An 18,566-nucleotide genomic window follows, 5' to 3' on the forward strand; every position below is an offset into this window, starting at 1 on the left:
TCCATGTCACTTTGAGTGCCCACACAGATTGTCTGATAAATTGTTAAAGAGCAGTTGCGACGCGCTTTAGCGCTCTGTCGCGAGGTGGCGTATATTACGCTTTCCTCTTTCAGAGTCAACCCGTTTTTCAGGATTTTTCTCTTCAACCGAACTGGCTGTTTGTGTGAAGTGATTCACATCCGCCGTGTCGATGGAGGCGCATTATAGGGAGCCCGCCGGGAATGACAAGCGGAAAAATACAATTTTATTTCAACCGCTCATCTTTTATACGCAACGCTTATTTTTGCTGCTTTTTAATCGCCGCCGGCAGCTCGGTCAGGCTATTTAGCACCCAATCCGCGGCTTTTTCCGCTTCTTCAGTAACAGGCTTACCGGTACGCACCAGCACTTTAGTACCGACATCAGCGGCCGCTGCAGCCTGCATATCTTCCAGTTTGTCCCCTACCATATAGGAAGCGGCCATATCGATATGCAGATAATCGCGGGCGGAGATCAGCATCCCCGGATGCGGTTTACGGCAATCACAGGTCTGACGGTACTCCTCAACCGCACCCTGCGGGTGATGCGGGCAATAATAGATACCGTCCAGATCGACGCCACGGTCTGCCAGAGACCAGTCCATCCATTCGGTCAGCGTTTCGAACTGGGCTTCGGTAAATTTACCGCGAGCAATACCGGACTGGTTAGTGACCAGCACCAGCGCGTAGCCCATCTCTTTGAGCTCGCGCATTGCGTCAATGACGCCATCGATAAATTCAAAATTGTCGATTTCGTGGACGTAGCCATGATCGACATTAATGGTGCCGTCACGGTCGAGAAAAATTGCGGGTACTGACTTTGCCACCGGTTTGCTCCTGAAAAAGGCTAGTGCCGTTAGTATCGCATGTTTCCGCATGCAAGAAAGTGCTCATTATAAAGAGTCAGATTGATTTAGACGTCTGGATGCCTTAACATCCATTTCATTGCCAGGCATCGCCTGGATACGGCAGAAGAAAATGCCACGGCAAACGGCTAAACGATAATAAATAACTGATGATTAAACTTTCCAATATCACCAAAGTGTTCCAGCAGGGGAATCGCAGCATTCAGGCGCTGAACAATGTCAGCCTGCATGTCCCTGCCGGACAAATTTACGGCGTCATCGGTGCCTCAGGCGCCGGTAAAAGTACGCTGATTCGCTGCGTTAACCTGCTGGAGCGCCCGACCGAGGGCAGCGTACAGGTTGACGGTCAGGAACTGACTGCGCTGTCGGAAAAAGAGCTAACCCGCGCTCGCCGTCAGATTGGCATGATTTTCCAGCATTTTAACCTGCTGGCATCCCGCACCGTTTTCGGCAACGTAGCGTTACCCCTGGAGCTGGATAACACGCCGCAGGCAGAAATCAAACGCCGTGTGACGGAGCTGCTGGATCTTGTCGGCCTGGGCGATAAGCACGACAGCTATCCGGCTAATCTCTCCGGCGGCCAGAAACAGCGTGTCGCCATTGCCCGCGCGCTGGCCAGTAACCCCAAGGTGCTGCTGTGCGATGAAGCCACCAGCGCCCTGGATCCGGCCACCACCCGTTCCATTCTCGAACTGCTGAAAGACATTAACCGTCGTCTGGGGCTGACCATCCTGCTGATCACCCACGAAATGGATGTAGTGAAACGCATCTGCGACTGCGTGGCGGTGATTAGCAACGGCCAGTTGATTGAACAGGACACGGTGAGCGAAGTCTTCTCCCATCCGAAGACGCCGCTGGCCCAGCAGTTTATTCAGTCGACGCTGCACCTGGATATTCCTGATGACTACCAGGCGCGCCTGAAACCTACCGCCACAGCGGATAGCGTACCGATGCTGCGCATGGAATTTACCGGCCACTCCGTCGATGCGCCGCTGCTTTCTGAAACCGCGCGTCGCTTCAACGTGAATAACAACATTATTAGCGCGCAGATGGATTATGCCGGCGGGGTGAAGTTCGGCATCATGCTGACCGAAATGCACGGTACACAGGAAGACACTCAGGCGGCTATCGCCTGGCTGCAGGAACATCATGTAAAAGTAGAGGTATTGGGTTATGTCTGAGGCAATGATGTGGCTGCTGTTGCGCGGCGTATGGGAAACGCTGGCAATGACCTTTGTCTCCGGCTTCTTCGGTTTTGTCCTTGGTCTGCCGGTGGGCGTGCTGCTGTACGTGACCCGTCCGGGGCAAATCGTCGCCAATGCTAAACTGTACCGGACGCTGTCGGCGCTGGTGAACATTTTCCGCTCCATCCCGTTCATTATCCTGCTGGTCTGGATGATCCCGTTTACCCGCGTGATCGTCGGCACCTCAATCGGCCTGCAGGCGGCGATCGTGCCGTTGACGGTGGGCGCCGCGCCGTTTATCGCTCGCATGGTGGAGAACGCCCTGCTGGAGATCCCGACCGGCCTTATCGAAGCCTCCCGGGCGATGGGCGCCACGCCGCTGCAGATCGTGCGTAAGGTTCTGCTGCCTGAAGCGCTGCCGGGTCTGGTCAACGCCGCCACCATCACCCTGATCACCCTGGTGGGCTATTCCGCCATGGGCGGCGCGGTGGGCGCCGGTGGTCTGGGGCAGATTGGTTACCAGTATGGCTATATCGGTTACAACGCCACCGTAATGAATACCGTACTGGTATTGCTGGTTATTCTGGTTTATTTAATTCAATTCTCTGGCGATCGCATCGTCCGGGCTGTGACTCATAAATAACGTTATTGGCAGACAACACTCATTCTTACAGGAAGGAAATAACATGGCCTTTAATTTCAAAACCTTTGCGGCAGTTGGTGCGTTAATCGGTTCTCTGGCGCTGGTGGGTTGCGGTCAGGATGAAAAAGATCCAAATCATATTAAAGTCGGCGTTATCGTCGGGGCGGAGCAGCAGGTCGCTGAAGTCGCGCAGAAAGTGGCAAAAGAGAAGTATGGCCTTGACGTTGAGCTGGTGACCTTCAACGATTACGTTCTGCCGAACGAAGCGCTGAGCAAAGGCGATATCGACGTCAACGCCTTCCAGCATAAACCGTATCTCGACCAGCAGATTAAAGACCGCGGCTACAAGCTGGTGGCTGTCGGCAACACCTTCGTCTACCCGATCGCGGGTTACTCGAAGAAAATCAAATCGCTGGACGAACTGCAGCCGGGCTCGCAGATCGCCGTCCCTAACGATCCGACCAACCTCGGTCGTTCTCTGCTGCTGCTGCAGCAGGTGGGCCTGATCAAACTGAAGGACGGCGTAGGCCTGCTGCCGACCTCGCTGGATATCGTCGAGAACCCGAAAAACCTGAAGATTGTTGAACTGGAAGCGCCGCAGCTGCCGCGTTCTCTTGACGACGCGCAGATTGCGCTGGCCGTTATCAACACCACTTACGCCAGCCAGATTGGCCTGACCCCGGCGAAAGACGGCATCTTTGTCGAAGGGAAAGAGTCGCCGTACGTGAACCTGATCGTGGCGCGTGAAGACAATAAAGATGCTGAGAATGTGAAAAAATTCGTTCAGGCTTACCAGAGCGATGAAGTTTACGAAGCAGCAAACAAGATCTTTAACGGCGGCGCAGTGAAAGGCTGGTAATCTTTTCTCACCGTAATATCATTCAGGACGGGCTTCACGCCCGTCTTGTCATTTATGCAAGCACCTGATTCAATAACGCCCTGTTTTTTATTCATTGAGGAAATACTATGCGTGCTTTACCGGTCTGTTTGTTAGCACTCATGTTAAGCGGTTGTTCCATGCTAAGCAGATCTCCCGTTGAACCTGTTCAAAGCACTGCAACTCCCCCGGTTAAATCGGAGCCGAGCAAACCACGCGCAACCCGTCCGGCGCCGGTACGTATTTATACCGATGCGTCAGAGCTGGTAGGTAAACCATTCCGCGATCTGGGGGAAGTGTCTGGCGAGTCCTGCCAGGCCTCGAATCAGGATTCTCCGCCGAATATCCCTACCGCCCGCAAGCGCCTGCAGATTAATGCCGCACGTATGAAAGCCAATGCTGTCCTGCTGCACCGCTGCGAAGTGACCAGCGGCACCCCAGGCTGCTACCGTCAGGCGGTTTGTCTGGGCTCGGCGCTTAACGTCTCGGCGCAATGAGTGCATTTCAGTTCGCGCAGATAGGCGTGATCCGCTCGCCGTATAAAGAGAAGTTTGCCGTACCTCGCCAGCCGGGTCTGGTCAAGCACGGCGGCGGAGAACTCCATCTGATCGCGCCCTACAACCAGGCTGACGCCGTGCGTGGTCTGGAAAGCTTCAGCCATCTGTGGATCCTGTTTGTGTTTCATCAGACCATGGAAGGCGGCTGGCGTCCGACGGTGCGCCCTCCCCGTCTCGGGGGCAACGCGCGTATGGGCGTCTTCGCCACCCGCTCCACCTTTCGCCCCAATCCCATTGGCATGTCTCTGGTTGAGCTGAAGGGCGTTCGCTGTCAGAAAGAGCAGGTGATACTGGAACTCGGCAGCCTCGATCTCGTCGACGGTACGCCGGTGGTCGACATCAAACCCTATCTGCCGTTTGCCGAAGCGCTGCCCAACGCGCGCGCCAGCTACGCGCAACAGGCGCCGCAGGCGGATCAGGTCGTCAGTTTTACCGCCGACGTCGAAACGCAGCTTTTGCATCTGGAGAAGCGTTATCCGCACCTGAAGGCGTTTATCCGAGAGGTGCTGGCGCAGGATCCGCGTCCGGCCTACCGTAAGGAGGAAGAGGCAGGCAAAAATTACGCCGTCTGGCTGCTGGATTTCAACGTCCGCTGGCGAGTGACTGCCTCCGGTTTTGAAGTCTTTGCCCTCGAAGCGCGCTAATTTTATTTTCCTCTCTTTTGGCATCTTTGCCACACTGGTAAACTAAACCACTTTTTTTGTTTCAGGCTGGGCAACCAGCCTGTTCCGCTCGTTTAACTGGAACCGTTACAACATGCGTACTAGCCAATATCTGCTCTCCACTCTGAAGGAGACACCTGCCGACGCCGAGGTAATCAGCCACCAGCTGATGCTGCGCGCCGGGATGATCCGCAAGCTGGCCTCCGGGTTATACACCTGGCTGCCGACCGGCGTGCGCGTCCTGAAAAAAGTCGAAAACATCGTGCGTGAAGAGATGAACAACGCCGGTGCGATCGAGGTGTTAATGCCGATCGTTCAGCCATCTGAACTGTGGCAGGAGAGCGGTCGCTGGGAGCAGTACGGCCCGGAACTGCTGCGCATTGCCGATCGTGGCGATCGTCCGTTCGTCCTCGGTCCAACCCACGAAGAGGTCATCACCGATCTGATCCGCAACGAGCTGAACTCCTATAAGCAGCTGCCGCTGAACTTCTATCAGATCCAGACCAAATTCCGCGACGAAGTGCGCCCGCGTTTCGGCGTGATGCGCTCCCGCGAATTCCTGATGAAAGATGCGTACTCTTTCCACACTTCGCAGGAATCGCTGCAGGAAACCTACGATGCGATGTACGCCGCTTACAGCAAAATCTTCAGCCGTATGGGGCTGGATTTCCGTGCGGTACAGGCTGATACCGGCTCCATCGGCGGCAGCGCCTCTCATGAATTCCAGGTGCTGGCGCAGAGCGGCGAAGACGATGTGATCTTCTCCGACAGCTCCGACTACGCGGCAAACATCGAGTTTGCGGAAGCCGTTGCGCCGAAAACGCCGCGCGCGGACGCCACCCAGGAGTTGACCCTGGTCGACACGCCGAACGCCAAAACCATCGCCGAGCTGGTGGAGCAGTTCAACCTGCCGATCGAAAAAACCGTGAAAACCCTGCTGGTGAAAGCGGTTGAAGATAGCGCTTCCCCGCTGGTTGCCCTGCTGGTGCGCGGCGATCACGAGCTGAACGAAGTGAAAGCGGAAAAACTGCCGCAGGTCGCCAGCCCGCTGACCTTCGCCACCGAAGAAGAGATCCGCGCCCTGGTGAAAGCCGGTCCGGGCTCCCTGGGCCCGGTGAACCTGCCGGTGCCGGTGATTATCGACCGTACTGTGGCGGTGATGAGCGATTTCGCCGCCGGCGCCAACATCGACGGCAAACACTATTTCGGCATCAACTGGGACCGCGATGTCGCCACGCCGGAAGTCGCTGACATCCGTAACGTCGTTGCCGGCGATCCGAGCCCGGACGGCAAAGGTACCCTGCTTATCAAGCGCGGTATCGAAGTGGGTCATATCTTCCAGCTGGGGACGAAGTACTCCGAGGCGATGAAAGCCGCGGTCCAGGGTGAAGATGGCCGCAACCAGATCCTGACCATGGGTTGCTATGGTATCGGGGTCACTCGCGTAGTGGCGGCGGCGATTGAGCAGAACTTTGACGATCGCGGTATTGTCTGGCCGGATGCGATTGCGCCGTTCCAGGTGGCGATCCTGCCGATGAACATGCATAAATCTTACCGTGTGCAGGAGCTGGCGGAGAAACTGTACGCCGAGCTGAGCGCCCAGGGTATTGAAGTGCTGATGGACGATCGTAAAGAGCGTCCGGGCGTGATGTTCGCCGATATGGAGCTGATCGGTATCCCGCACACCATCGTGCTGGGCGATCGTAACCTCGACAACGACGATATCGAATACAAGTATCGTCGCAACGGTGAGAAGCAGCTGATCAAGACCGGGGATATTGTGGAATATCTGGTTAAAGCGATAAAAGGCTAATCACCCAACTCAGGGCCCTGAACGGATGTCAGGGCCTTTTTTTTACAAGGACTGTACCCATGACTGCACCTCTCCTCAGCAGCTGGCTGCTTACCTCCGCCCTGCTCCTGCTTACCGCCTGCACTGTAGACGTCGGCCGCAGCGTCCCTTCCGCATCCGCTACCGATGGCCGCTCACCGCCATGGGCTGTCACCCTCCAGCGTCAAAGCTCGATTGCCGGCAGCGGACTGCGCGAAATCGCCGAAAGCGACCTTCATTCCGGCGACCTGCTCTTCTCCTCCAGCCTTGGCGTCACTTCGCTTGGGATCCGCGCCTTCAGCGCCTCTTCCGTGAGCCACGTCGCGCTGTATCTCGGCGAGGGTCAAATTGCGGAAGCTACCGGCGCCGGCGTGCAGGTGATATCGCTACAGCAAGCGATGGCGCACAGCGATAAACTCTTTGCCCTCAGGGTGCCCGATCTGACGCCGGACCAGGCGATGGCGATGAGAAGTTTTGCCTGGCAGGTCAAAGACAGCGGGTATAACTATCGCGGCATTATTCAGTTTATCCCTTATATGGTCACCAAACCGCTCTGCTCGCTCAACCCTTTCTCGCGTAACTTTCGCCAGCAGTGCGTAAGCGGCCTGGCCAAAGCGCAACTGGGCGATGGGGCCAGCCCCGACAAGAAAGCGTGGTTTTGCTCGGAGTTTGTCAGCGAGGCCTTTGTCAGAGCCGGGCATCCGCTGACCCTGGCGCAGGCGGCGTGGATCAGCCCTTCCGATCTGCTGCACATGCGGGAAGGAGATGTCGCCACCTTTAAACCCGAGACGCAGCTGCAGTATGTCGGGCATCTGAAACCAGGGGTTTATCTTCAGGCCGGTAAACTGGTGGGGTTGAGCAAACCGAAGGCCGGTGCGGAGTAAAAGAACGATTTGCCCTTTACCCCCCGTCATGAGGCTCATGCTTCGTGCGCTATGGTTAGTGGAAAAGGGGGGACGGTAAAACCACAATGACCCAATTCCGCTGGCCGGCTACCGCTGAGGCGTATCCCCTGCCCGTTTCCCGGGCAGGAGCCGGACAATCAGTGTCCGCAGTCCTTCCCAGGAATAAATTTGCCAGCCTGATCCGTCATCAGCGTTTTCATCATTTCGCCGGTATCCGGGTTCGCCTCGAGGGTAAAGTGCCCCTCCACCACCAGCAGCACCGGACGTGAATCATTGCCGCGGGCAGCGGCATAATCCCGCTCAAGCTGGGCATTATTCGCCACCGCGATGCGTTTACCGGTCGCGCAATCAGTAAAGGTTGCCGCATCGGCCATATAGAAGTACATACCACGCATCGCCATCGGGGTGGTCGGCAGGCTGGCCTTCACCGGCTCCAGGGTATAGTTGAGGGGAGACTGAATGGGGCTCCCGTTGCGGTCGAGCATCTCCAGCTTGTCGCCCTTCGCGCGAAAGTACGATTTTTCGCCCTTGCTGTTGGTCAGTACCAGCTTATCCGCCGTACGCGCCCAGGTGCCGTAAGAGGCAAAGGAGGATGGTTCACGACGCGCGCCCTGGTAGTGCTCATTCATCACCCAGGTGCCGTCTTTTTCCAGGAACAGCGAGGTGTCGATGCCTTCGCAATCCGCGCAAGGCAGCACCCCGCGCCAGCTTTGCTGCATCGGCTTGAGCTCTTCCATCGCCGCCGGCTGGACCGTGTCAGTTTCGGCGCGATGGTTACAACCAAACAGCGCGAACAGCGAACAGGCCGCTATCACGGAGAATATGATTTTCTTCACTCTACTTTCCTTATGATCCATTCCACCCGTTCGCCGACGCCTTCACTGGCGAACTTTCCCACGCAGCGCCTTGACTGAGGACTTTTGCGCCTTGGAAGCAAGGCGTCGCTCTTTGGATGCCCGAGTCGGTCGCGTCTCCCGGCGACTTTTTTGCACTACGGTCAATTCTTTGATAAGGGCCACCAGCCGGGCGATCGCCGCTTCGCGGTTCATCTCCTGACTGCGATATTCCTGAGCCTTAATGATAACCACACCGTCAGCAGAAATTAAGTGGTGGCTGGCGGCGAGCAGGCGCTCTTTGTAAAACGCCGGCAGGCTCGAGGCTTTAATATCGAAGCGCAGATGGATCGCGGTCGACGCTTTGTTCACGTGCTGGCCCCCGGCCCCCTGGGCGCGAATACCTTCCAGCGTGATCTCGTTATCGGCAATGGCCACGCTGCGGCTGATAGTAATCATGCCGGCCCTTGCCAGGCGGTAAGCTGAATTTCCAGATTATTCTGAGCGTCGGACAACCAGATGCTCCCCTCCTGCAAAGTGGCCTGCAGCGTCATCGTGCGGTCGGCAAAAGCGCTAAGCTGCGCCAGCTGGGCATCATCAAGATACCAGATAGTCAGCTTCGGGTATGCCGCAAGCTTGTTCTGATTCTGCTGCCACCAGATTTCAGCCGCCCGGCTGTTATAGGCAAACAACGCCACCGCCTGCGCCCGCGAGCAGGCTTTCTTGAGACGTTTCTCGTCCGGCAGCCCCAGCTCGATCCACAGATCAACCCCGAGATGATCGTTAAGCAGCCACAGCTCCGGCTCGTCGTCTGACGAGAGGCCGCGCGTAAACTGCAGCCGCTCATCGGCATATTTGATCCACGCCAGCAGGCGCAGCATCATGCGCTCCTGGGTTTCCGACGGGTGCTGCGCCAGCGTCAGGTTAGCATCCAGAAACTGGTTGCGATCCAGATCGGCTACATTCACCGCGGCTTTATATATCGTCGCTTTCAGCGCCATGAACAAACTCCTGAAAAAAATGGCGTACATTGTAGCGAAACTGGCGACAAAAGGCTGTCAGCAATCGCAGCAACCTGTTTCATCCTGCTGAAATTGCTTAAATGACTATGATATAGTTCCCTTGCTAAACAGAGTTTATCTTCGTAGGCTTAAACTTGCATCCCACGGTTGAGTCAGAACGCTGACAGGAGGGCATGTGGACCACTATTGTGAGTTAATACGCAAGCGGTATGCGGAAATAGCCAGCGGAGACTTAGGGTATATCCCGGATGCGCTGGGTTGCGTGTTGAAAGTATTGAATGAGATTGCGGCGGATGAGGCCCTTTCGGAGTCAGTCAGGGAAAAGGCCGCTTATGCGGCAGCAAACTTACTGGTGAGCGATTATGTCAATGAATGATACTTATCAACCCATTAACTGCGATGATTACGACAACCTGGAGCTGGCCTGCCAGCATCACCTGGTGCTGACGCTGGCGCTGAAGGATGGCGAACAGCTGCAGGCGAAGGCCAGCGATCTAATCTCGCGTAAAAATATCGAGTATCTTGTGGTCGAACTCGCCGGCAACGTCCGCGAGCTGCGCCTGGATAAAATCGCCAGCTTCAGTCACCCGGAAATCGGCACCGTGGTGGTGAGCGAATCCTGAATCAAAACGGGCTTAACCGCCCGTTTTCCTCCACGCCAGACTGACCCCTTCCCCGTCTTTGACTTCACCTTCGTTGGTCACAAACAGATCGTCCGCTGCGGCAATCGGCGTTTCGCCGTAAAACAGCAGCGGCGTGGTGTCTCGTCGCCACGGAGCAACGCCCAGCTCCTGCCAGATCTTCTTCAGCTTACGGCCGCCATGACGCCCGACGATATGCAGATGGCCGTTGGCGCGAAAGCGGACGGTGACTGGCTCATCCGCCGGGGGCGGGCGCAGCCTGCCGCCCGGCTGCAGCACCAGCTCACCAAGACCGTCCGCCAGCCGCAGCGGTTGGCGCCAGTCTGTCCAGCGCTGGACGCTGTCCGTCTGCCCGGGTACATATCTCACCCAGTACAAGCGCTGCTGAAAACGGCGGACGGTAAATTCCCCCAACCGCAGGCAGGGGCTGGCATCTTCCCGCGCCAGCGCCACCTCGTGCCAGAGGCGCTCAGGCACCTCGCGGGCCGGCATCGGCGCCTGCTGCCCGGCGAGCCAGCGACGCAGCAACGCCGCGCGGCGGGGAGAACTCATCGACGTCAGCGGCGCGATAGCCAGCGACCCGTCTTCGGCCACCAGCGACGCCAGCTCCGCCGCCAGCATCTCGTCCAGCAGCTGCTCCTGCTCGGCGCACAGGCTGGCGCTGCGGGCGACGGCCTCGCTAAAGTGTGGCCAGCGCTCGCGCAGCACCGGGATCACCCGCAGGCGCAGGAAGTTGCGGTCATAGGTATCGTCCTGATTACTCTCATCTTCAATCCACGACAGCTGGTGGGCGAGCGCCCACTGGCGCAGCGATTCCCGGGTTTCATTGAGGAGAGGACGCAGCAGTCGACTGCCGGCAAAGGGAGACGATGGCGCCATCGCCGACAGGCCGGTCGGACCGCTGCCGCGTTTTAACGCCAGCAGCAGCGTTTCACACTGATCGTCCTGGTGCTGAGCGGTCACTAACACTTCACCGGCGCGGAGCGTCTCCTGAAAGGCCTGATAGCGCGCCGCGCGGGCATGGGCCTCGACGCCCAGGCCGCCCCGGGCTAACGTCACGCGATGCACCGCCAGCGGCACCTGCCACTGCTGGCAAATTTGCCGACAATGCGCCACCCAGTCGTCTGCGTGGGCGCTAAGGCCGTGGTGAACATGCACCGCCCGCAGCGTCAGAGAGGGATCCTGTTCCCGCAGCAGCACCAGCTGATGCAGAAGAACCGTCGAGTCCAGACCGCCGCTGAAGGCCACCAGCAGCTGGCGATGGGGATGAAGCGTATGCGCAATGTTAGCCGTCATAATCACAAACATACCGAGAAGTGATGGCCCGGCACGTTACCGGGTCAGGGTCGCGCTGGCAAGGTTTACTGCTGATATATTTCCAGCGGCAGGTCGTCCGGATCGCTAAAGAAGGTAAAGCGTTTACCGGTAAAGGGATCGACGCGAATCGCTTCGCACTCCACGCCATGCGCCGTCAGGTGCGCCACCGCAGCGTCGATATCATCCACGCTAAAGGCCAGATGACGCAGCCCGCAGGCTTCCGGACGACTGGGTCGGGCCGGCGGAAACGGGAACGAGAACAGCTCAATCACATACTCGCCGTTGAGCGCCAGATCGCCCTTCCAGGAGTCACGTTCGGCGCGATAAAACTCGCTTTGCAGCGTAAAGCCCAGAATATCGCAATAGAACGCTTTACTGCGGGCGTAGTCAGTCGCAATGATGGCAATATGGTGAACCCGTTTCAAACCCAGCATGGTCAAACTCCTTCTGTTAAGCCAGCCACGTTACTCGTGCGCGCCGTTAACGCGCAAGCCTTTCGTCATTTTTTAAGACTCGTACCCGATACACGCCGTCCTCATCGCGCTTCGCGCCGTGAATATCGGTCTCAAACCCCGGGTAATGACGTCCTATTGAGCAGAGCATCAGCAGGAAGTCGAGCACCGCCCGGCTCTCCTCCGTGATCATCTCTCCCGGCATCAGCAGCGGTACGCCCGGCGGATAAGGGAGGATCATGTTGGCCGAAATCCGGCCCACCAGGTTCTCCAGTTCAATGGTTTCCACCTCACCCTTGATCTGGCGCTGCCAGGCATGATGCGGCGTCATTTTCATTTCCGGCAGGACGTCAAAGGCGCTGAGCATCAGCTGCGGCAGCTGGTGCTGACGGATCAAGCGGTGGATCCCCTGTGCCAGATCCTGGATCCGCATGTTGCGGTAGAAGTCGGGATCTTCCGCGTACAGATCCGGCAACATATTTTTCACCCGCAGATTGAGATCGTAGGCGCGCTTAAATTCGGTCAGGCCGCGCAGCAGACCCATCGCCCGGGTTTTATCGATACCGATGCTAAAGAGGAACAGCAGGTTGTAGGGGCCCGTTTTCTCCACCACCACGCCCCGCTCGTCGAGGAACTTCGCCACCAGCGCCGCCGGGATCCCCTCTTCATCCATATTCCCCTGCTCGTCCATACCCGGCGTCAGAATGGTGACTTTCACCGGATCGAGGTACATATGATCCGCATCGGCATCTTTGAAACCGTGCCAGTCATCGCCCGGCGCCACCGGCCAGCACTCGGCTTTATCCACCGCTTCCGGCTGCCAGATATCAAAGAACCAGCCGTCCGACTCCTCGCGCAGTCGCTGCACCTCTTTGCGGAAATCCAGCGCCCGCTCAATGGAGCGCTGGATCAGGCGCTTACCGGAGTTACCGCGCAGCATCGCCGCCGCGGTCTCAATCGACGCGACGATGGGATAGCTCGGCGACGTAGAGGTATGCATCATAAAGGCTTCATTAAAGGTCTCTTCATCATAGTTGCCCTTAATGTGGATCAGCGAGGCCTGCGACAGCGCGGCCAGCATCTTATGCGTCGACTGCGTCTCGAAGATGACTTTTCCGGGGATCCGCTCACCGCTCATGCCGCTTTTCCCCTGATATATCGGATGGAAATGGGTATACGGCACCCAGGCGGAATCGAAATGGATCGACGGAACGTCGAGCGTCTCTTTAAGCCAGGTGGTGTTGTAGAGCAGCCCATCGTAGGTGGAGTTGGTGATCACCGCATGCACGGGCCACTGCGCCCCGCCCGTGTCGCGCACTTTCTGCTGAATACTGTCGCGGGTAAACTCGCGCCGGGGGATACCGCCGAGGATCCCTAACGCATTGCGGGTCGGCTTCAGCCACAGGGGAACCACATCGCTCATCATCAGCAGGTGGGCCAGCGATTTGTGACAGTTACGGTCAATCAGCAGGGTACTGCCGGCGGGCGCCGAGTACATACCGACAATTTTATTGGACGTCGAGGTACCGTTGGTCACCATATAGCTTTGCTCGGCGCCAAAGGCGCGAGCGATATACTCCTCCGCCTCCAGATGAGGGCCGGTATGATCCAGCAGGGAGCCCAGCTCGGTGACCGAAATCGAGACATCCGCCTTCAGCGTATTCCCGCCAAAGAAATCATAGAACAGGCAGCCCACCGGGCTTTTCTGATAGGCGCTACCGCCCATATGACCCGGCGTACAGAAGGTATATTTCCCCTCCTGCACATAGTTAAACAGCGCGCGGGTAAATGGCGGGGTGATATTGTCCAGGTACTCGCGGGTATACTGCCCGATGCGGGTGGCGATCTCTTCGGAGAGTCCCAGCGCATATTCGAAGAACCACAGCGTCATGCGCAGATCCTGACTGCTGACGTCCATCGTCGAGTGGGCGTTAATAAAGGCGTACAGAGGCAGATATTCATTGAGCTGGTTAATATCGCTGCACAGATCGACGCTGTACTCATCCCAGTCGAAGATCACGCCGCAGATGCGCGGGTTGTGCTCGATAAACTGCAGCAGGTCGGCGCTATTTTGCGGCCAGATGGTCTGAAAGCCCTGGCGCTGCAGCGCCGCTTCCAGTTCTTTGATCGGCTCGTCTTTGTGGTAGACGCCGTGAGGCCCCATGATGGCGATGATATTCACGCTTTCCTCCTGGTATTCACCTAAGTCCAGCATCATAGCAATCCCCTGGGCGCATCGCACATAAAAAAAGGGCCGGAAAATCCGGCCCTTAGTGTTTTGCGCTAGCGGAAAACTTAGGCGTAACCGTAGCTCATCAGACGTTGATAGCGGCGGTTCAGCAGCTCTTCTTCGCTGAGAAGATCGAGATCGGCCAGGTCCGCCAGCAGCTGCGCTTTCAGGCTTGCCGCCATCGCTTCCGGGTTGCGGTGGGCGCCGCCCAGCGGTTCCGGAACGATAGAATCGATCAGCTTCAGCTCTTTCAGACGCGGGGCGATAATGCCCATCGCTTCCGCAGCCAGCGGCGCTTTATCCGCGCTCTTCCACAGAATGGAGGCGCAGCCTTCCGGCGAAATCACCGAATAGGTGCTGTACTGCAGCATATTGACCTTGTCGCCCACGCCAATCGCCAGCGCGCCGCCGGAGCCGCCTTCGCCGATCACGGTGCAGATAACCGGCACGCTCAGACGCGACATCTCACGCAGGTTGCGGGCAATCGCTTCCGACTGGCCGCGCTCTTCCGCGCCGACGCCCGGGTAGGCGCCCGGGGTGTCGATAAAGGTGATGATCGGCATTTTAAACCGCTCAGCCATCTCCATCAGGCGCAGCGCTTTGCGGTAGCCTTCCGGGGCCGGCATACCAAAGTTGCGACGAATTTTTTCTTTGGTTTCGCGACCTTTCTGGTGGCCGATGATCATCACCGGACGACCGTCAAGACGCGCGATACCGCCGACAATCGCTTTATCGTCAGCGAAGGCGCGGTCACCGGCCAGTTCGTCAAATTCGTCGAACGCCAGGCGGACATAATCCAGGGTGTAAGGACGGCGCGGGTGGCGCGCCAGTTGCGCAACCTGCCATGCACCGAGATCGGCGAAGATTTTGCGCGTCAGCTCTACGCTTTTCTCGCGCAGACGATGCACCTCTTCGTCGATGTTAATATCCAGTTTCTCATCCTGACGGCTTACCGCAGTCAGGGAATCGATTTTCGCTTCCAGCTCTGCAATCGGCTGTTCAAAATCTAGGAAATTCAGACTCATAGTATTCCTGTATTAGTCAAACTCCAGTTCCACCTGCTCCGAGCCGATAAGGCCACGCAGATCGTTGAGTAAACGATCGCTCGGAGAGACGCGCCATGTTGCGCCGAAACGCAACCGCGCGCGTGCATCCGCCCTCTGATAGTAGAGGTGCACTGGAATGGTTCCCGAACGGTGGGGTTCCAGAGACTGACGGAGTCGGTTTAAAAGCTGGTCATCAATTTGCCTGTCCGTCAGCGAGATAGCAAGCCCGCGAGCATATTTTTCCCGGGCTTCGTCAATGTCCATGACTTCACGGGCGGTCATTTTAAGCCCCCCGCTAAAGTCATCAAAGCTGACCTGTCCGCTGACGATAAGTATGCGGTCTTTTTCCAGCAACTGCTGATATTTATCCAGCGCGTCGGTGAATAACATCACCTCCAGCCGCCCGGAACGGTCATCCAGGGTACAGATGCCGATACGATTGCCGCGCTTGGTGACCATTACCCGCGCCGCAATCACCAGCCCCGCCGCCGTGGTCACTTTTCCACGATCGGTCGGATGCATGTCTTTGAGCCTCACGCCGCCGACGTAGCGCTCAATCTCTTTCAGATACTGGTTAATCGGGTGCCCGGTCAGGTACAGCCCCAGGGTCTCCCTTTCACCATCCAGCACCACCTGCTCAGGCCACGGCTGGCAGCTGGCGTAGGACTGTTCAATCTGCTCAGGCTCTTCCGCCAGCACGCCGAACATATCGGCCTGGCCGATGGCCTCGGCTTTGGCGTGCTGATCGGCGGCTTTCAGCGCATCGCCCAGTGAATTCATCAGCGCCGCGCGATGCGGACCGAGACGATCGAACGCCCCGGACATAATCAGTTTTTCCAGCACCCGACGGTTGAGCTTTTTAATATCGGTTCGCGCGCAGAGGTCGAACAGCTCGCGGAAATAACCGCCGTTGTTGCGCGCCTCAATGATCGCTTCGATCGGCCCTTCGCCGACGCCCTTGATGGCGCCGATACCGTAGACGATCTCGCCGTCGTCGTTGACGTGGAAATGGTACAGGCCGGAGTTAATATCCGGGGGCAAAATTTTCAGCCCCATACGCCAGCATTCGTCCACCAGGCCAACGACCTTTTCGGTGTTGTCCATATCGGCGGTCATTACCGCCGCCATAAACTCAGCCGGATAGTGCGCCTTAAGCCACAGCGTCTGGTAAGAAACCAGCGCGTATGCGGCGGAGTGCGATTTGTTAAACCCGTAACCGGCGAATTTCTCCACCAGGTCGAAGATTTTCATCGCCAGCTCGCCATCAACGCCGTTTTTCTTCGCCCCATCCTCAAAGATAGAACGCTGCTTGGCCATCTCCTCCGGCTTTTTCTTACCCATCGCACGACGCAGCATATCCGCGCCGCCGAGGGTATATCCGGACAGCACCTGGGCAATCTGCATGACCTGTTCCTGGTACAGGATGATGCCGTAGGTCGGCTCCAGCACCGGTTTCAGGCTTTCATGCTGCCACTGTACGTCCGGATACGAGATCTCTTCGCGGCCGTGCTTACGGTCGATAAAGTTATCTACCATCCCCGACTGCAGCGGGCCCGGGCGGAACAGGGCCACCAGCGCGATCATATCTTCGAAGCAGTCCGGCTGCAGGCGTTTAATCAGATCTTTCATGCCGCGCGATTCAAGCTGGAAGACCGCGGTGGTTTCCGAGCGCTGCAGCATGTCGAAGCTTTTCTTGTCATCCAGCGGGATGGCGGCGATATCCAGCGGCCCTTCGCCGTTCTTCTCACGGCGCTTGTTAATCATCTCCAGCGCCCAGTTAATGATAGTGAGCGTACGCAGACCGAGGAAGTCGAATTTCACCAGCCCGGCGTATTCCACGTCGTTCTTGTCAAACTGGGTAACCGGATGCAGCCCCTGCTCATCGCAATACAGCGGGGCGAAGTCGGTGATTTTGGTCGGCGCGATAACCACGCCGCCCGCATGCTTACCGGCGTTTCGCGTCACCCCTTCCAGCTTACGCGCCATGTCGATCAGCGCTTTCACTTCTTCGTCCGCCTCGTAGATCTCCGGCAGCTGCGGCTCGGCCTCGAAGGCTTTCGCCAGCGTCATGCCCGGATCGGGCGGCACCAGCTTGGAGATGCGGTCGACAAAGCCGTACGGGTGACCCAGCACGCGACCCACGTCGCGGATGACCGCCTTCGCCGCCATGGTACCGAAGGTGATGATCTGCGATACCGCGTCGCGGCCATACATATCCGCCACGTGCTCGATAACCTGGTCGCGTTTCTCCATGCAGAAGTCGACGTCGAAGTCGGGCATCGAAACACGTTCCGGGTTGAGGAAACGTTCGAACAGCAGGTCGAATTCCAGCGGGTCAAGATCGGTGATCTTCAGCGCGTAGGCCACCAGCGAGCCGGCGCCGGAACCGCGGCCCGGGCCGACCGGCACGCCGTTATCCTTCGACCACTGGATAAACTCCATCACGATCAGGAAGTAGCCGGGGAAACCCATCTGGTTGATCACCTGCAGCTCGATATCCAGACGCTCGTCGTATTCCGGCCGGCGCTTCGCGCGCACTTCCGGATCCGGGAAGAGGAATTCCAGCCGCTCTTCCAGACCCTCTTTCGATTTCATCACCAGGAAATCTTCCGTGGTCATATCGCCGGTCGGGAACTGCGGCAGGAAATATTCGCCAAGCCGCACGGTGACGTTGCAGCGTTTGGCGATCTCGACGCTGTTTGCCAGCGCTTCCGGAATATCGGCGAACAGCTCGCACATCTCCTCCTCGCTGCGCATATATTGCTGTGGCGAGTAGTTGCGCGGCCGTTTCGGGTCGTCGAGGGTGAAGCCGTCGTGAATAGCGACGCGGATTTCATGGGCGTCAAAGTCGCCAGTGTCGAGGAAGCGGACATCGTTGGTCGCCACCACCGGCAGACCACGCGCTTCCGCCAGCGCCACGGCGGCATGGAGATAACTCTCTTCATCCTGACGACCGGTGCGGATCAGCTCCAGAAAATAGCGATCCGGGAAATGCTCTTCATAGAAGGAGACGCACTGCTCAACCAGCGGCATGTTGCCGCGGATCAGGCTGACGCCGACGTCGCCTTTACGGCCGCCGGAGAGCAGAATCAGCCCTTCCTGATGTTCCACCAGCCAGTCGCGATCGATCCACGGCCCCAGGGCGCCGTAGCCGCGCTGATAGGCGCGGGAAATCAGCAGAGTCAGGTTCTGGTAGCCGGTGTTGTTCGCCGCCAGCACGGTCAGCTCGGTAAATTCGTCGCCGAGCAGGTCGCACTGCACGTGGAAATCGGCGCCGACGATCGGCTTAATCCCCGCGCCGTGTCCCGTCCCGTAGAACTTCACCAGCCCGCAGAGGTTGGTGAAATCGGTGATCGCCAGCGCTGGCATGCCAAGCGAGGCCGCCTTCTTGACCAGCGGCCCGGTCTTTGCCAGCCCATCGATCATGGAATAGTCGCTGTGCACCCGCAGGTGTACGAAACGTGGTTCAGCCATCTTTAGATC

At 57.9% G+C, this 18,566-nt stretch carries 18 protein-coding genes; 9 read left to right on the plus strand and 9 right to left on the minus strand.

Annotated features, from left to right (window positions below; translation table 11 throughout):
* Positions 1-277: 277 nt before the first annotated feature.
* A complete protein-coding gene (gene gmhB, locus ABLV04_RS20790) occupies positions 278-844 on the minus strand; it encodes a D-glycero-beta-D-manno-heptose 1,7-bisphosphate 7-phosphatase (RefSeq protein WP_004204479.1) in 567 nt (188 codons plus the stop codon).
* Between the two features lie 188 nt (positions 845-1,032).
* Here gmhB and metN point away from each other — a divergent pair, with 188 nt between their 5' ends.
* From metN to ABLV04_RS20825, 7 genes are all read left to right on the plus strand, one after another.
* Positions 1,033-2,064 carry a methionine ABC transporter ATP-binding protein MetN gene (gene metN, locus ABLV04_RS20795; protein ID WP_002889450.1) on the plus strand — a complete coding sequence of 344 codons (1,032 nt, stop codon included), beginning with the start codon at positions 1,033-1,035 and terminating at the stop codon, positions 2,062-2,064.
* On the plus strand, positions 2,057-2,710 hold the full coding sequence (locus tag ABLV04_RS20800) for a methionine ABC transporter permease MetI (protein ID WP_004204478.1): 654 nt from the start codon (positions 2,057-2,059) through the stop codon (positions 2,708-2,710). Before metN ends, ABLV04_RS20800 begins: the two co-directional genes overlap by 8 nt.
* 43 nt (positions 2,711-2,753) lie before the next feature.
* Positions 2,754-3,569: a methionine ABC transporter substrate-binding lipoprotein MetQ gene (gene metQ / locus ABLV04_RS20805; protein ID WP_002889445.1), complete on the plus strand. Its 816-nt coding sequence runs from the start codon at positions 2,754-2,756 to the stop codon at positions 3,567-3,569.
* Between the two features lie 107 nt (positions 3,570-3,676).
* A complete protein-coding gene (gene rcsF / locus ABLV04_RS20810) occupies positions 3,677-4,084 on the plus strand; it encodes an Rcs stress response system protein RcsF (RefSeq protein WP_023292059.1) in 408 nt (135 codons plus the stop codon).
* Positions 4,081-4,788: a tRNA (N6-threonylcarbamoyladenosine(37)-N6)-methyltransferase TrmO gene (tsaA, locus tag ABLV04_RS20815; protein WP_147733741.1), complete on the plus strand. Its 708-nt coding sequence runs from the start codon at positions 4,081-4,083 to the stop codon at positions 4,786-4,788. The genes rcsF and tsaA overlap by 4 nt, the downstream gene beginning before the upstream one ends.
* Positions 4,789-4,900: 112 nt before the next feature.
* Complete coding sequence (proS, locus tag ABLV04_RS20820) at positions 4,901-6,619, plus strand: proline--tRNA ligase (protein ID WP_104467238.1); 1,719 nt, start codon at positions 4,901-4,903, stop codon at positions 6,617-6,619.
* Between the two features lie 59 nt (positions 6,620-6,678).
* Positions 6,679-7,521, plus strand: coding sequence for a YaeF family permuted papain-like enzyme (locus ABLV04_RS20825; RefSeq protein ID WP_048296748.1), 843 nt, complete (start codon positions 6,679-6,681; stop codon positions 7,519-7,521).
* A 158-nt stretch (positions 7,522-7,679) separates the two neighbouring features.
* Here ABLV04_RS20825 and nlpE read toward each other — a convergent pair whose 3' ends face one another.
* From nlpE to ABLV04_RS20840, 3 genes are read right to left on the minus strand one after another with little or no spacing between them, the layout of a single operon-like run.
* Positions 7,680-8,378, minus strand: a complete 699-nt coding sequence (gene nlpE / locus ABLV04_RS20830; RefSeq protein ID WP_086075002.1) for an envelope stress response activation lipoprotein NlpE — start codon at positions 8,376-8,378, stop codon at positions 7,680-7,682.
* Positions 8,379-8,420: 42 nt separating this feature from the next.
* Entirely contained in the window at positions 8,421-8,834 is a 414-nt protein-coding gene (gene arfB, locus ABLV04_RS20835; protein WP_180265991.1) for an alternative ribosome rescue aminoacyl-tRNA hydrolase ArfB, read from the minus strand.
* On the minus strand, positions 8,831-9,376 hold the full coding sequence (locus ABLV04_RS20840) for a YaeQ family protein (RefSeq protein WP_023292054.1): 546 nt from the start codon (positions 9,374-9,376) through the stop codon (positions 8,831-8,833). Before ABLV04_RS20840 ends, arfB begins: the two co-directional genes overlap by 4 nt.
* A gap of 196 nt (positions 9,377-9,572) precedes the next feature.
* On the opposite strand from ABLV04_RS20840, the gene ABLV04_RS20845 reads away from it, so the two are divergent.
* Positions 9,573-9,773, plus strand: coding sequence for a YaeP family protein (locus ABLV04_RS20845; RefSeq protein WP_002889429.1), 201 nt, complete (start codon positions 9,573-9,575; stop codon positions 9,771-9,773).
* Positions 9,760-10,020: a Rho-binding antiterminator gene (gene rof / locus ABLV04_RS20850; RefSeq protein WP_002889424.1), complete on the plus strand. Its 261-nt coding sequence runs from the start codon at positions 9,760-9,762 to the stop codon at positions 10,018-10,020. Before ABLV04_RS20845 ends, rof begins: the two co-directional genes overlap by 14 nt.
* Before the next feature lie 12 nt (positions 10,021-10,032).
* Here rof and tilS read toward each other — a convergent pair whose 3' ends face one another.
* From tilS to dnaE, 5 genes are all read right to left on the minus strand, one after another.
* Positions 10,033-11,346 carry a tRNA lysidine(34) synthetase TilS gene (tilS, locus tag ABLV04_RS20855; protein WP_147733740.1) on the minus strand — a complete coding sequence of 438 codons (1,314 nt, stop codon included), beginning with the start codon at positions 11,344-11,346 and terminating at the stop codon, positions 10,033-10,035.
* Between the two features lie 53 nt (positions 11,347-11,399).
* Positions 11,400-11,789: a VOC family protein gene (locus ABLV04_RS20860; RefSeq protein ID WP_002889387.1), complete on the minus strand. Its 390-nt coding sequence runs from the start codon at positions 11,787-11,789 to the stop codon at positions 11,400-11,402.
* A gap of 46 nt (positions 11,790-11,835) precedes the next feature.
* Entirely contained in the window at positions 11,836-13,989 is a 2,154-nt protein-coding gene (locus ABLV04_RS20865; RefSeq protein ID WP_032429283.1) for a lysine decarboxylase LdcC, read from the minus strand.
* A gap of 113 nt (positions 13,990-14,102) precedes the next feature.
* Entirely contained in the window at positions 14,103-15,062 is a 960-nt protein-coding gene (gene accA, locus ABLV04_RS20870) for an acetyl-CoA carboxylase carboxyl transferase subunit alpha (RefSeq protein ID WP_004145855.1), read from the minus strand.
* A gap of 12 nt (positions 15,063-15,074) precedes the next feature.
* The gene (gene dnaE, locus ABLV04_RS20875) at positions 15,075-18,557 is read right to left on the minus strand and encodes a DNA polymerase III subunit alpha (protein ID WP_023292051.1); all 3,483 of its coding nucleotides are present in this window, start codon (positions 18,555-18,557) and stop codon (positions 15,075-15,077) included.
* Positions 18,558-18,566 lie beyond the last annotated feature (9 nt).

The organism is Klebsiella sp. JN_Kp127 (assembly GCF_040062505.1).
Classification (GTDB): domain Bacteria; phylum Pseudomonadota; class Gammaproteobacteria; order Enterobacterales; family Enterobacteriaceae; genus Klebsiella; species Klebsiella quasipneumoniae.

Bases quoted from the DNA above. Each gene is read 5' to 3' on its own strand.
- metN (WP_002889450.1), top strand. From the start codon at position 1,033: ATGATTAAACTTTCCAATATCACCAAAGTGTTCCAGCAGGGGAATCGC.
- ABLV04_RS20800 (WP_004204478.1), top strand. From the start codon at position 2,057: ATGTCTGAGGCAATGATGTGGCTGCTGTTGCGCGGCGTATGGGAAACG.
- metQ (WP_002889445.1), top strand. From the start codon at position 2,754: ATGGCCTTTAATTTCAAAACCTTTGCGGCAGTTGGTGCGTTAATCGGT.
- rcsF (WP_023292059.1), top strand. From the start codon at position 3,677: ATGCGTGCTTTACCGGTCTGTTTGTTAGCACTCATGTTAAGCGGTTGT.
- tsaA (WP_147733741.1), top strand. From the start codon at position 4,081: ATGAGTGCATTTCAGTTCGCGCAGATAGGCGTGATCCGCTCGCCGTAT.
- proS (WP_104467238.1), top strand. From the start codon at position 4,901: ATGCGTACTAGCCAATATCTGCTCTCCACTCTGAAGGAGACACCTGCC.
- ABLV04_RS20825 (WP_048296748.1), top strand. From the start codon at position 6,679: ATGACTGCACCTCTCCTCAGCAGCTGGCTGCTTACCTCCGCCCTGCTC.
- arfB (WP_180265991.1), bottom strand. From the start codon at position 8,834: ATGATTACTATCAGCCGCAGCGTGGCCATTGCCGATAACGAGATCACG.
- ABLV04_RS20840 (WP_023292054.1), bottom strand. From the start codon at position 9,376: ATGGCGCTGAAAGCGACGATATATAAAGCCGCGGTGAATGTAGCCGAT.
- rof (WP_002889424.1), top strand. From the start codon at position 9,760: ATGTCAATGAATGATACTTATCAACCCATTAACTGCGATGATTACGAC.
- tilS (WP_147733740.1), bottom strand. From the start codon at position 11,346: ATGTTTGTGATTATGACGGCTAACATTGCGCATACGCTTCATCCCCAT.
- ABLV04_RS20860 (WP_002889387.1), bottom strand. From the start codon at position 11,789: ATGCTGGGTTTGAAACGGGTTCACCATATTGCCATCATTGCGACTGAC.
- accA (WP_004145855.1), bottom strand. From the start codon at position 15,062: ATGAGTCTGAATTTCCTAGATTTTGAACAGCCGATTGCAGAGCTGGAA.
- dnaE (WP_023292051.1), bottom strand. From the start codon at position 18,557: ATGGCTGAACCACGTTTCGTACACCTGCGGGTGCACAGCGACTATTCC.